Annotated in this window: 12 protein-coding genes; 11 read left to right on the plus strand and 1 reads right to left on the minus strand. The window is 59.9% G+C overall.

Annotation, left to right across the window (positions count from 1 at the left end; all coding sequences use genetic code 11):
* Window positions 1–7 precede the first annotated feature (7 nt).
* Genes ACFVVI_RS25850 through ACFVVI_RS25900 form a run of 11 tightly spaced genes read left to right on the plus strand, consistent with a single transcriptional unit; the run spans window position 8 to window position 11,809 of the window.
* Window positions 8–1,165 carry an SDR family oxidoreductase gene (locus ACFVVI_RS25850; RefSeq protein WP_387447230.1) on the plus strand — a complete coding sequence of 386 codons (1,158 nt, stop codon included), beginning with the start codon at window positions 8–10 and terminating at the stop codon, window positions 1,163–1,165.
* A complete protein-coding gene (locus tag ACFVVI_RS25855; RefSeq protein WP_387447231.1) occupies window positions 1,162–2,154 on the plus strand; it encodes an NAD-dependent epimerase/dehydratase family protein in 993 nt (330 codons plus the stop codon). The genes ACFVVI_RS25850 and ACFVVI_RS25855 overlap by 4 nt, the downstream gene beginning before the upstream one ends.
* On the plus strand, window positions 2,151–3,629 hold the full coding sequence (locus ACFVVI_RS25860; RefSeq protein ID WP_387447232.1) for a PEP-utilizing enzyme: 1,479 nt from the start codon (window positions 2,151–2,153) through the stop codon (window positions 3,627–3,629). The genes ACFVVI_RS25855 and ACFVVI_RS25860 overlap by 4 nt, the downstream gene beginning before the upstream one ends.
* Window positions 3,619–3,900, plus strand: coding sequence for an acyl carrier protein (locus ACFVVI_RS25865; RefSeq protein WP_387447233.1), 282 nt, complete (start codon window positions 3,619–3,621; stop codon window positions 3,898–3,900). The genes ACFVVI_RS25860 and ACFVVI_RS25865 overlap by 11 nt, the downstream gene beginning before the upstream one ends.
* Window positions 3,901–3,948: 48 nt before the next feature.
* Window positions 3,949–5,664: an AMP-binding protein gene (locus ACFVVI_RS25870; protein WP_387447234.1), complete on the plus strand. Its 1,716-nt coding sequence runs from the start codon at window positions 3,949–3,951 to the stop codon at window positions 5,662–5,664.
* Complete coding sequence (locus ACFVVI_RS25875) at window positions 5,661–7,442, plus strand: PEP/pyruvate-binding domain-containing protein (RefSeq protein WP_387447235.1); 1,782 nt, start codon at window positions 5,661–5,663, stop codon at window positions 7,440–7,442. The genes ACFVVI_RS25870 and ACFVVI_RS25875 overlap by 4 nt, the downstream gene beginning before the upstream one ends.
* Window positions 7,439–8,029 (plus strand): hypothetical protein, encoded by a 591-nt coding sequence (locus ACFVVI_RS25880; protein WP_387447236.1) that lies wholly within the window; start codon window positions 7,439–7,441, stop codon window positions 8,027–8,029. The genes ACFVVI_RS25875 and ACFVVI_RS25880 overlap by 4 nt, the downstream gene beginning before the upstream one ends.
* A 46-nt stretch (window positions 8,030–8,075) precedes the next feature.
* Window positions 8,076–9,029: a UbiA family prenyltransferase gene (locus ACFVVI_RS25885; RefSeq protein WP_387447238.1), complete on the plus strand. Its 954-nt coding sequence runs from the start codon at window positions 8,076–8,078 to the stop codon at window positions 9,027–9,029.
* Window positions 9,026–10,327: a beta-ketoacyl-[acyl-carrier-protein] synthase family protein gene (locus ACFVVI_RS25890; protein ID WP_387447240.1), complete on the plus strand. Its 1,302-nt coding sequence runs from the start codon at window positions 9,026–9,028 to the stop codon at window positions 10,325–10,327. Before ACFVVI_RS25885 ends, ACFVVI_RS25890 begins: the two co-directional genes overlap by 4 nt.
* Complete coding sequence (locus tag ACFVVI_RS25895; protein ID WP_387447242.1) at window positions 10,324–11,538, plus strand: ketosynthase chain-length factor; 1,215 nt, start codon at window positions 10,324–10,326, stop codon at window positions 11,536–11,538. The genes ACFVVI_RS25890 and ACFVVI_RS25895 overlap by 4 nt, the downstream gene beginning before the upstream one ends.
* A gap of 31 nt (window positions 11,539–11,569) precedes the next feature.
* On the plus strand, window positions 11,570–11,809 hold the full coding sequence (locus tag ACFVVI_RS25900; RefSeq protein ID WP_387447243.1) for an acyl carrier protein: 240 nt from the start codon (window positions 11,570–11,572) through the stop codon (window positions 11,807–11,809).
* Window positions 11,810–11,973: 164 nt separating this feature from the next.
* Here the strand turns inward: ACFVVI_RS25900 and ACFVVI_RS25905 are convergent, their stop codons facing one another.
* Window positions 11,974–12,786 (minus strand): BTAD domain-containing putative transcriptional regulator, encoded by an 813-nt coding sequence (locus ACFVVI_RS25905; protein ID WP_387447244.1) that lies wholly within the window; start codon window positions 12,784–12,786, stop codon window positions 11,974–11,976.
* Window positions 12,787–12,919: the final 133 nt, after the last annotated feature.

The raw sequence follows: 12,919 nt of genomic DNA on the forward strand, positions 1-12,919 counted from the left end.
CGCGGCAATGGCAGTTCCGAACGGGTCGCGTCGCGTGATGAATACTCGTCGACACTGCATCGTCGCGGGGCTCAGTGGTCAGGTCGGCCAGGGACTGCTGGAGGCGGTCGCGGGATTCGGCGAGCAGAGTGCGGTCGTGTCAGCAATCGTCCGGCGACGACGCCGGTCCAACCTCGATTCCCCGAACGTTGTGGTAGATCAGCACATAGGGGACGTCACACTTCCGTTCTGGGGCTTGGATGTCGACGCCGAGCAAAGTAATGACGTGGATGTCGTGGTCAATCTGGCCGGTATCGTCGATTGGACGGCATCGCAGGCGGAGATGAACCGGGTCAATTACCTCGGCGCGGTCAACGGTCTGCGCCTTGCTGAGGCTCTGAGCGAGAAACACGGGCGAACCGTCCCTTATGTGTACGCCAGCACGACATATGTAGCGGGCACATCGAGCGGGCTGATCGCGGAGTCGCTACATCCGGCGGATCCTGATCGCTCGGTGTATGAGTTAAGCAAGTGGTATGCTGAGCAGACACTAATCAGTGAAGCGAGGAGCACGGGCCATCCCGTTCTCGTCGCACGAATCGGCGGCGTCATCGGAAGCTCTATAACCGATGAAACAGTTCGAAAATCATCCCTCTACCAATTGGTCGCTTCATTGCGGCAGGCAGAGTGGCGTTATCTACCTGTGCGCTCCGGGGGGCGCGTGGATATTCTGCCGAGGAATATTATCGGTGAAGGTCTACTACGACTGATCTCAGTTGGAGCGGAACGGAACTTCGAGCCCTGGCGAGGCGGCCGACTGGTCCACCTCTGCGCAGGCGATCGGGCGCCCACGCTGGAGGCGCTGTTCTCTGTGCTGAAGGCGATGGATTGCGACCAGGTCTATTCGGTGCCCAAGCTAATTGCGGTGAACGACGGCACGCTGCGGCTTGCGGAGAACATCGTACTGAAATACATGCGCTGGGACAGGGAGAAGGGGAACCGACTCTTCGGTCTTCGCTACGTATCGATCGACCGCATCTTCGAGACGACAAATCTGACCGAATTGACCGACGGGTGGTACCCGGAGATGAGCCTGGACGACATCGTACGGATCATATTCGGTCTTGGTAGAGCAAGGAAGACGACCGTTCCCGGTACTGACTACCCGTTTGGGAGATTGTTGTGAAGGTCGCGGTCGTTGGAGCCACTGGGTATCTGGGGCGATCCGTTGTCGAGAATCTACGGAGCGATGGCTGCGAGGTGATCTCGCTGAGCAGGCATCCCGAGGCCGACGGAGCTTATGGGGCGCTCGAGGCAGATGTGACCATGCCGAATCTCGGCCTCGGTCCATCGTCGATGGATGCTCTGCGGGGCACAGACGCAATCATCTCGTGCTTTGGATCTGTGTCGATGGAGACGAATCCCGAGTCGACCGTTGGGCTTCACGTTCATGGGACAGAACATGTCTTTGATCTCGCAGCCCGACTGGGGACGGTCGAACGCGTCGTTCATGTGTCGTCGGTGTTGGCGCTCGGGCGAGCGGAAGGGGAACTCGGGAATCGTGAGTTGTCACGAGACCAAAGTTTTCGTAACTGGTATGAGTACGCGAAGTACCGCAGCGAACTCATCGCGAGGAACGAGCGAAGAGTGCCGGTCAATATTCTTCGGCTCGGGACACTTCTCGGGCCGTCCCGGCCAGATATCATCCCGCTGAGCGGTGGGCCGACGGCCTTGCTCGCACATGTGTTGCGAGGGCTCCCGCTAGCATTGGTCGACCGGGGACGCTTTCCGATCTATGCGTCGGATGTAGCGATTGCGGCCCGGGCAATAAATATGATGATGAAACGCGGAGAGTACGGTATCACGGCAACCTATTTCGATCCGGAATTGCCGGATCTGTGTTACGTTCTGGAACAGCTCAGTCGTCCGTGGGGGATATTTCCGCGTCTGGTGGACGCTAGGGTTCCGACGTGGCTGCAGCGCATCGCAGCGCGGCGACTTGGCGTTTATGAAGAACTCTCTGAGTATTCGCGGCCGTTGATGACTTTCGGGCGTGATATCCTCACCCACCTCGGCGATCTGGCATTGGAGAGTCGGCCCGACTATATTTTTGAGACCGGACGAGTGCTGCGTGATGGTGGGGTTTCTTTCGAGACGGGGGGATTGGCGCGATGACCGTTTATCGTCCGTACTGCAGGGTGGATACCTTTCCGCATCAAAAGCTGCAGATATATTCGGCCGGAAATTTCGGAGAAATTGCCCCGGAGCGGCTCTCGCCGCTGTCCTGGTCGCTCATCGGATCGCCGATGGAGCGCGGCACTCGACGATTCGTGGATCGGATATTGAACAATCCAGTGTGGTCGAAGGGGGCAGACTATGTCTTCACCGGCTACTTCTACTGTCGGCCATACCACAACCTGACTGCGTACTGTCTTATCGCAGACGGCGTGAACATCATCGGACCGCAGGACGTAACCGATGCGTATTTCGAGGGTATACCGCCGCCCCCGTCTCCGATCGGTGCGCGTCGGAGTTCGATTGCTCGGAATCTTTCGACGGTGAAGATGGCCAACGAACTGGTCACACTCCGGCCGCGCGTCGTCGAGTTGGAACAACAGGTTTTTCAGTTCGAGAGACTCGTCCGTTCGGTAATCCGGCTCGGCCAGGACTGGCGTCTCGGAGAGCTGGCGTCGGAAGGTAGTCGGCTCCTGGAGCGCGCATGGTATCTACACATCGTTGGCACGTCGGGATCCATCGTTGCGGAAGTCGCCCAGAACCGGGTGATCGAACGGCTCGATCCGAAAAGCCTGAGCTTGGTTAACTGGTTCAAGGAGCCGGCGGAGCTTCCCTGGACCGGATTGATCGGGCTGACTTCGATCGGGGATGGGCCGGCGGAATTCCTCGATTACGGATTCTACGAAATAATGGACTCTGTCGAGCCGTGGTCTGACTTCGTTATTCAACCTGTCGGTCGCAGCGACTCCCGCTCCGGACGAGGTTCCCACATCACCCCACGGCAGGCGTTGGTCGACATGAATACGGGTATACGCGGCAAGATCATCGACAGCAGCGTGCTTTTCCTCGGCGACGTCATGTCGTTGCGAGAGCGCAGCAAGTCGCTGGCGATGCGATTGCTACACGCCTACCGGCTATTTGTCCCGCATATTGCGAGGATGCGTGACCTTGATCCTCTGGGGCTTCCGTATGTGTCCATCGAGGAACTGCGGGGTGATCTGCCGGATGCCGCAGAGATCGACGCGCGTCGTGTCTCGTGTTTCAATAGTATCAATTTCGAAGCTCCGGATTATCTAGACTTTTCGTCGGATCTGGACGCGCAGATACAGCCGAAACGTACCGCTCGCGGCGTTTCCGGCGGTATGCACACCGGGACAGTAATTGGTCTCGAAGACATTTCGGTAGCGGCAGGGTCCGTTTTGGTGTGTGAGAGCGCGGACGCGAACATCATGCCACTGTTGCCTTTTCTGGGTGCTGTGGTGACCGCACGCGGCAGCCAGTATTCCCATGTCGCGATTATCTGTCGTGAGATGGGTATACCAGCGGTTGTTTCACACCCGATTGCGCGGGAAATATTCGTGGGGCAAAAGGTGCAGGTGAATGGTAGTACTGCGGAGGTAAAAATTGTCGAGTGATATCAATGCCGGCGTCGTCGATGACCCGGCAGCAGTCGTGCGATTACTGGAGGACTGGATCGCCGAGCATCGTCCGCGTATTGATCTGAAGTTGGCAGATTCGATACGCGACGATCTCAATGTCGATTCGTTGACCCTGATGGAAGCAATGTCGCGAGTCGAGGACAGCTTGGAGATACAACTGATCGACAATCCGCGGATACAAGATGTTGTCACCATTGCTGATCTTGTCGAACTGATCCAGTTGGAATGTCGAGGGAAGAATGCTTGACAGTGTAGGTCCTTCACATGCAGTCCGATTGTCGTCGGAGGACGAAGGATGAGTTTGATCGACTGGATGGGCGATGACGATGACGGGACAATGCACTTTTATTCCCAAGGTAAGTGGGGTGACGCGAGCTTCGACGAGTTGGCACGCTCCGTCAGCGGTGCGGCAGAGCTACTAACTGACGCAGGTGTCACGCGGGGCGATCGGGTAGCGCTGGTACTTCCGACCGGGTTCGACTTCTTCAACTACTTCTTCGGTGCAATTGCCATTGGTGCCGTCCCGACGGCCCTTCCGTCCCCCGGGATCGGTGGCAGGCAATTCTGCGGTAGTCATGTGGTGCCGATGCTGCGCACTCTCGCCCCACGGTTGGTGGTCGCGACGGCGGGGACCCTGGACCTGCTCGACGAATCGATCCGCTCGCTCGGTCTGATCCCACTGGCCTCCGAAACACCCATACCCGACAGCGGATTCACGCGTGCGTTCGCGCCGAACACAGGCTCGGAAACCGCTGTTATCCAATTTACGTCCGGGTCGACGTCGGCGCCTCGTGGAGTCGTGTTGACCGCCGATGCCGTGCAGCGCTACATGACCATCGTGAAGTCGATATTCCATCGTGGCGGGCGCGTGGGCTACAGCTTCGGTTCCTGGTTGCCGATGCATCACGACATGGGGCTGATCGGCATGTTCATGTTCGCGGCATGTTTCCGGACCGATGGATGGTTCATGCCGCCGGAAGTGTTCGTGCGCCGCCCGCTCGAATGGCTGAGCCTCTTTTCCGAGAAGGGAGTTAATCACTCGGCCATCCCCAACTTTGCGGTCGAACGTGTTATTCAGGTTCTGAAGCCGGAAATGCTTGCAGGATACGACTTCTCGAATTGGCGCACCCTGATTATCGGGTCGGACCGGATCAATTTCCACGCTATGCGCCAGTTCTACGAGATGTTGGCACCGTACGGATTCGGGTGCAACGTGCTCAAGCCGGGATACGGGATGGCCGAGACGACGCTCGGGGTGACTACCGCTCGTCTGGACAGTGTCTTGAATGCGATTGCCATCGATGATGAGCCGTCGGGGTCTGGACAGCCGGTGCGGATTCGCGGCGAGTATTCACTGACTGACCCGCTACCTGATTCGGACATTTCGGGTGACTCCCTGTACGTAGTCTCCTGTGGCGCCGACCTACCCGAAATGCGTTCTCGGATCGTGGATGCCGCAGGTTCCGTGCTCCCTGATCGTTGTGTGGGCGAGATCGTGGTGCAGAGTCCCGCCCTGTTCGCCGGCTACCTGGGAAAGCCCGCTACCAAGTCGATGTCGTATGCCACCGGCGACCTCGGTCTGAAGTGGAAGGGTGAGCTCTATGTTCTGGGCCGGGTCGGCAACTCGGTGAAGGTGAACGGTGGATTCGTCACTGCTGAAGATATCGAGGTGTTGGTAGCCACCAGGGTCGGTCTCACCCAGGCGAAGGTCACCGTAGTGCTCCGAGATCTCAGCGGCTTCGGCAGGCCGATGACGCTGCTGGTGATCCAACAGAAGGTTCACGAGTCCGCAGTCCCGGCCATCTGCGAGGCGCTGATCAAGAACGGCCTGTCAGCCGACCACGCGGCAGTAGTCGTTGTCGCACCCCGGGCGATCGCGAGGACCACCAGCGGGAAACCGAAACGCGCCGAGATCTGGAGCGGGTTGGCGAGCGGCAGGACGAAGGGCAGATTCCTGTTCATCGGCGAACGGTCGGTCTTCCATGCCGAGCAGGAGGTGCTGCAGGCGTGACAGTACATCGGTTCTGGCCGGAGCCTGATCGCACACATGGCTCGAAGGGATATTTCCTGGAGTTCCTTCGGGCCGCCGGATATCCGGTTCCGGCCTTTCGTGTCCTCGATCGAGACGGAGTCGCTGCAGTCGAGGACCTCCGTACACGAGTTACCGAGTTCGCGACCGCCATTGCCACCGAAGCTGCTGGGCAACAGGGTATTCCGGCTGATTCTGTGTCTTTCGCGGTCCGTTCGAGCGGTCAGCGGAGTATGCCCGGGATGATGGATACGGTTTTGTGCGTCGGCCTGACGGAGACGAATCTTTCGGCGCTCGAAGCGCGTCTTGGCAGTACTCAGGCGGCCTTCGACGCGCTCATCAATGCAACCAGAGACTTTTGCGTCCTGGTCGGAGGAGTCGACCCATTGCTGGTGCACGCGGCTTCGGCTTCGTCAGAAGACGGGCCCAGCCAGGTCGCGAGCATGCGGGCACTATTCGAGACATCGACGGGCATCGTGTTTCCGCTCGATCCAGCCGAGCAGTTGGCGATGGCAGTAGAGGCTGTGGTGGCTTCCTGGGGCAGCGTGCGAGCGCGCTCTTATCGAGATCGTCACGCGATCCCGGATGCTGCGGGCCCGTGCGTGGTCATTCAGGCCATGATCCATGGCACGGCGGAGTTGACGTCGGGCAGCGGTGTTGTCTTCAGTCATGACCCGCTGACCGGTGAGCGGCGAATGACCGGCGAGTACGTTGAGCGATCGACAGGCGAGGGAATCGTGTCAGGCACCGTGACGCCGCTCGATGTGTCGACCCTCCAGGCCGCGGATGTGGCGGTGTTCGCCGAGTTGGAGCATCTGGTCGAGAGGCTGCATCAGAACCTGACCCGCATGGTCGAGATCGAGTTCGTGGTGGAACGGAACGTTTTGTGGCTCGTTCAAGTTCGACCGGCGGTAGGGGATGCTCAGGTCACCAACGCCATCGCGATCGACAGCTGGCGGTCCGGAATGATCGAAACGGATGAGATGTTTCGTCGGCTGTCGGCTGACGCACTTTTCAGTAGTACCTCGGCACGGACGTATAGGGGCGGGGGGCGGCTACTCGGGACCGGGATTCCCGCGTCCAATGGTGTCGCGAGCGGCATCGTCGTAGTGGATATGGCCGAGGCGGCGGTATGCGTGGGTGAGGACATCGTCCTACTTCGCGAAACCACGGAGCCGCGTGATTTCCCGGCCATGGTTTCCTCGGTCGCACTCGTCACCCTGACAGGTGGAGCGTCGTCGCATGCGGCGGTGGTGGCGCGCGAACTGGGTATCCCAGCCGTGGTCGGCGTCACTTTCAACGACCTGCAGTGGTTGGAATCTGCGACCGGAGCTCGCGTGACAGTGTTCGGAACCACCGGCGAGGTGTGGCTCGGCGATATCGAGACCGAGGTCGCCGGGACCGACGACTTCCCGCATGCCATCCTCGACGGCGCGCATACCCGTACAGCGATCGTCGGATCGTTGAGGGAGATCGAAGCACGGGGCGCGGAGATCCTGCGAACGAACGACCTTGCCCTGGGAATCTCGGCCGGTCCAGAAATCGTTGTGGCGACGACCGACACCGAGCTCGCCGAGCAGCGGACGGCCGTTGGCGGCCGGGTGGCATTCCTCTGTTCCGAAGGCCCGCCTATGCAGCGATGGCGTGCGGTTCTACCCGCCCACCCGACCGAGTACGTCGTGCCGGCAGATGAGGTACAGGTCCCGTATATCCGGGTTCGCCTCCTCGTCGAAGCCGCCCATCGAGAGGATTACCTGTGACCGCGCCACACTCCATCACCGACCTGCGATTGCTGCGCTTCGTGAGCGTTCTCGGCATGATCCCGTTGGCAGATGTCGCGGAGTTCGTCGATATCGAGGATTTCGATCCGGCGGCGCTGTTCGACGCTGGTGGCGAGTGCTTCGCCGTGCAGTCATTACTGGGGCAGGACGTGTTGGTACTGACGCCGACCGGCCGTGCGGCTGCGACAACAGCACTGACCGACTTCCTTGCCGGGGCGACCGGGGTAGTTCGCGACCGAATCCCTGAGTTGCTGACAGAATTCGAAATTGTCGACCCTGCTTGTAAAATCGCTGTCAGCGAGTTCCAGCGCGCGCGATCGGCAGTGAGCGCGCAGGCCGTTCTCGATTTTCATCTCGCCGTCGCGGGTCTTTTGCGCGGAATAGTAGAAATCTGGCCACTGTGGCAGCACTACCAAAGGATGTTTGATTACGCAGTTCGGATGATCACCGAGGGCAACCACGACTACGTGGCGTCGCCTCGGTGTCGCAGCTACCACACACTCTGGCATGCGATTCATTTCGAGCTACGTACGGTCTCGGCAGAGCTGCAAGGAATTGGTTCATGAACATGGACCGGATGACAAGGATTATCGGCAGATGAAAACGAGTCCCATGAGTGCTAAGACGACGGAGAAACTAGTCGCGTACGTACGGTTGTCCAAGGTCTCCGCTTATCAACATTTCTATCTGTGGATTCTGGTATCCATGGTGTTGTGGTGCGAGGGGCACCTCGATTCCTCTGAGAACCGGATCGCGTTGGCTTGTTTCATTGTCGCGTCGATCTTCAGTGTCGCCAGCTCCGCCGCCGCTGACGATGTTGTCGGCTTCCGGGACGGCAGTGATGCCGCGAATTACTCAGGTGAATACCTTTCGCGCGATGTCAGAACCAAACCCTTGCTGTTGGGGATGCTCACCGAATCTCAGGCGGTCACTTTCGCCACCACGGCCTGGTTTCTAGGCCTGATGACCGGATTCGTCGGCATCGGCACACTTGGCTGGCGTGTGCCGGTGGCAGGCATCATCCTGTTCGTGGCGGTCCAGATGATTCTGGTCCAGTACAACTGGGGCGTCCGGATCAGTGCCAGGCCGTTGGGCTGTGAGGCTGTGATGTTCGTGGGGCAGGTGTCCGCAACGCTGCTGCCGTACTGGGCTATCACCGGTCGTGTAACCGCGCTCGTGGTGTATCTGACGCTGCTGCAGGGTATCTGGTTGATGACGATTCCTGCCGTTTCCAACGCGGGTGACGTCGACGGCGATCGTGCCGCCGGCCGAAACACCACGGCGGTGGTTGCCGGCCCCGAAGGGGTACGGGCCGAACTGCTGAGCGTGTGGGTTGTCAGCGCCGGATTACTTGTCATGCTGTGCCGCGAGGCCGGTTTTCGCTGGTCGATGGTACTCGTATTTCTGCCCCTTCTGGCGGTGCAAGGGTTGCTGTTGTGGTCCGGCGTGGTGCAACAGAATTGGGCTGTGGCGAGGAAGGCCGGGTTCGCATCCTACGGGGTGGGGACGGTGACACTGCTGGTCTTCGTTCTTGGATACTCGTTCGGTTGGGGTTGGGCCGCGTGAAGCTCAATTCAACTCTCCGGCAGTACTCGGTGAGCCGACGTGTTGTCGTCACCGGGCTCGGTGTCCGCGCACCTGGCGGAAGCGGCCAGACGGAGTTCTGGAGCCTGCTGTCCGCCGGGCGTACAGCGACCCGCCGAATTTCCTTCTTCGATCCCGCGCCGTACAGGTCTCAGGTAGCCGGCGAGGTGGACTTCGACGCGGCTGCAGAAGGTCTGTCGCCGAAAGAGATACGACGAATGGACCGCGCTGCGCAGTTCGCTGTCGTTTGCGCACGAGAAGCTGTCGCAGACAGCGGTCTGGACTTCGGGGCGCTCGACCCACACCGAGTGGGAGTAAGTCTAGGAAGCGCGGTAGCTGCTGCCACCAGCCTGGAGCAGGAGTACCTGGTGCTCTCGGACTCGGGTCGTCACTGGATCGTCGACGAAGCCTGTCTGTCACCGCACATGTTCGACTACATGGTTCCCAGCGTGATGGCCGCGGAAGTTGCCTGGACCGTCGGTGCCGAGGGGCCTGTTGCGATGATTTCCAACGGGTGTACCTCCGGCCTGGATTCCGTCGGGCACGCTGTGCAGCTGATCCGGGAGGGGTCCGCTGATGTCATGCTCGCGGGTGCGTCGGATAGCCCCATTACCCCCATCGTAGTGGCCTGCTTCGACGCGATTAAAGCGACTACCTCGTTCAACGACGATCCCGGGCGGGCCTCCCGGCCGTTCGACAACTCACGCAACGGGTTTGTCCTCGCCGAGGGCGCGGCGATGTTCGTGCTCGAGTCCTACGATTCCGCCCTTGCCAGAGGTGCATCGATCTATGCCGAAATCTCCGGCTACGCGAATAGATGCAACGCGTATCACATGACGGGGCTCAAAGCCGATGGACGCGAGATGGCCGAGGCGATCCGAACGGCGCTGGACGAGTCAAGAATCGACCCGACAGCAGTGGATTACGTCAATGCGCACGGCTCGGGCACCCGGCAGAACGATAGGCACGAAACCGCCGCCGTTAAACGCAGTCTTGGGCAGCATGCCTACGAGACACCGATGAGTTCGATCAAGTCGATGGTTGGACACTCACTCGGCGCGATCGGATCCGTTGAAATCGCAGCATCGCTACTGGCTCTCCGACATCAGGTGGTGCCGCCGACCGCGAACCTCCATGCGCCCGATCCTGAGTGCGATCTGGACTATGTACCGCTGGTCGCGCGCGATCGTCGGATAGCCACCGTACTCACCGTGGGCAGTGGGTTCGGCGGATTCCAGAGCGCCATGGTGCTGCGAAGTCCGATCGGCGGGGTGGCATGACACTGGTCACTGGATTCGGTGTGATCGCACCGAACGGAACTGGGGCGGAGCGCTTTTGGGAAGCCGCCGTCGAAGGCAGGGGAGCGATCGCACCGCTCACCCGGTTCGACGTGAGTGGCTCTGCGGCGCAGTTGGCAGGCGAGGTAGCCGACTTCGACGCGGCTGAACATTTACCGAGCAGACTGTTGCCGCAGACCGATGTATCGACGCGGATGGCGTTGGTGGCCGCGGAGTGGGCGATCGACGACGCCAAGGTCGACACCTCCGCGGCAGATGATTACCAGATGGCGGTGGTCACCGGAAACGCCTGCGGTGGTTTCGAATTTACTCACCGTGAGTTCGAGAAGCTGTGGTCGCGCGGCCCCGAGCACGTCAGCGTGTACGAATCATTCGCCTGGTTCTACGCGGTGAATACCGGTCAAATATCCATCCGATACGGCATGCGCGGACCGAGCAGTGCGCTAGTTGCCGAGCAGGCGGGTGGACTGGACGCGATCGGGCACGCCTGCCGCACGGTGCGAGGCGGGACCTCGTTGGTCGTCACCGGCGGGGTCGACTCAGCTTTCGACCCGTGGGGCTGGGCCGCGCACGTTTCCAGCGGGGAAGTCAGTACCGCAACCGATCCATTGCGGGCCTACCTCCCCTTCGACGTTCGCGCCGCTGGCTACGTGCCCGGCGAAGGCGGCGCCATGCTGGTCGTCGAGTCCGCAGAGAGCGCCCGCGCCCGCGGAATTTTGAAGGCCTACGGCGAAATTGCCGGCTACGCCAGCACTTTCGATCCGCCACCGGGTTCTGAACGCCCTTCCGGTCTGCTTCGTGCGGCAGATCTTGCTCTTGCCGCCGCGGGCCTGCGGCCGGGCGACATCGATGTCGTCCTCGCCGACGCTGCGGGCGTTCCCCAGCGTGACGGTGACGAGGCAGCAGCGATCGTAGCGCTGTTCGGTGAGAACGGCGTGCCCGTCACTTCGACGAAACCACTGACCGGGCGCCTGCTTTCGGGGGCAGGGCCACTCGACATCGTGACCGCCCTGCTGTCCATGCGGGACGCGGTGATCCCGCCGATCGCAAATATCACCGAGCCGTCCGGAGAACATCAGATCGACCTCGTCCTCGGAACAGCGCGATCTGCGCCCGTCGGTGCTGCGCTCGTCCTCGCCCGGGGTCGCTGGGGTTTCAATTCAGCGGTCGTAGTGCGAGCTATTCCCGATTAGAAACATCGAGCTTAGGGAAGTTGATATTAATATGAACATTGAAGAATTGCGCAAGATCCTCGTTGAATGCGCGGGTGAGGGTGACCTGATGGAGCTGAGCGGCGATATCGGCAACGTTGAGTTTGAGCATTTGGGTTATGATTCGCTCGCCGTCATCGAGACCGCTTCGCGAATTCAGCGCGAGTTCGGTATCGTGATCGCCGAGGAGTATTTGCTGGATGTCAGGACGCCCCAGGAATTGATCGACATAGTGAATTCCCAACTTGGATAAAGCTGAATGGCCGGCCAGTCGAAAGTCTTGCCCAGGAGATTGATGGAACCTTATTCGATCTGCTTCCAGAATCGAGAGGCTATGAAGGGAGCGCCCGTCGGATCGATTATTTCGATTCGACGGACGTCACCTCATGTTTGAACGAGAACTACGTCAGTCTTGTATCAGCTGGCCAGCCATATGGGAACGTCATAGTCAGCTGTATGGCCGAGGCATGGATCGTCGACCAGGATTGCCTGATGAAGTCGCCGAAGGAAAATCGACGGCTCGATCCCCATCTCGAGAACCAGCATCTGTCGGAGGCGTTGAAAGGCTTCCAGAGCGCGTCGGGCAGAACCGGATCGATACAATGCAAGCATGAATTGTCCACAGAACTTCTCGTCTCCTGGCTGGTCTGCGACGATTTGGCTCAATTCGTGCAGAAGGCTGCTGTGTCGTCCCAGCCTGAGTTCGGAGTCGATCCGACATTCGAGGACGTAGCGTCGCTTCTCTTCCAGTCCGACTATTTCTACATCGAGAACCGGGCCCGTTCGGATATCAACAAAAGCAGGTCCGCGCCATAGGTGCAGTGCTCTGGAGAAAAGTGCGGACGCGCCTTCATAGTTCTTTTCCTCGCGCATCGCGAAGGCGCGCGCCGTGAGGGTGTGGAAGCTGTCATGATCGGAAGCCCCCACATTTGGGGACAGCTTGTAGCCGCCGACATCAGTAACCAAGTAGTGTTTGGCGGAGATCTCTGATGAATCCGAGCTCGCCGCCGTTATGTGAGAGCGCAGATGGAGAATATATGTCTGCAATGTGGTTGCAGCGCTACGCGGCGGTCTTTCATTCCATAGTTCGGTTATCAGTGTTGAAACAGGAACGACTTGACCGCATCGAATGGCCAGCAAAGCCAGTACCTGACGTGGTTTATTGGCGCTTGGCACGATTGAATGTCCGTCAATAGAAATTTCGAGCGGCCCCAACAACTGTATGCCCATTAGTACTCCCCCTCCAAGTGGATCGACCACAATCTAACACGACTGCGAGTCGGGGCGCAGTTTCTGCGTATGCTAGGGGAGCATCGATCGGGCAGAGGGTCTGTCGAGGTCGTGCCGCTGCCGAGGTTCCCGC

The organism is Nocardia sp. NPDC058114, assembly GCF_042884695.1.
Lineage (GTDB): Bacteria > Actinomycetota > Actinomycetes > Mycobacteriales > Mycobacteriaceae > Nocardia.

Excerpts from the sequence above, each read along its gene's own strand:
- ACFVVI_RS25850 (WP_387447230.1), top strand. The coding sequence starts at position 8 with ATGGCAGTTCCGAACGGGTCGCGTCGCGTGATGAATACTCGTCGACAC.
- ACFVVI_RS25860 (WP_387447232.1), top strand. The coding sequence starts at position 2,151 with ATGACCGTTTATCGTCCGTACTGCAGGGTGGATACCTTTCCGCATCAA.
- ACFVVI_RS25870 (WP_387447234.1), top strand. The coding sequence starts at position 3,949 with ATGAGTTTGATCGACTGGATGGGCGATGACGATGACGGGACAATGCAC.
- ACFVVI_RS25885 (WP_387447238.1), top strand. The coding sequence starts at position 8,076 with ATGAGTGCTAAGACGACGGAGAAACTAGTCGCGTACGTACGGTTGTCC.
- ACFVVI_RS25895 (WP_387447242.1), top strand. The coding sequence starts at position 10,324 with ATGACACTGGTCACTGGATTCGGTGTGATCGCACCGAACGGAACTGGG.
- ACFVVI_RS25900 (WP_387447243.1), top strand. The coding sequence starts at position 11,570 with ATGAACATTGAAGAATTGCGCAAGATCCTCGTTGAATGCGCGGGTGAG.
- ACFVVI_RS25905 (WP_387447244.1), bottom strand. The coding sequence starts at position 12,786 with ATGGGCATACAGTTGTTGGGGCCGCTCGAAATTTCTATTGACGGACAT.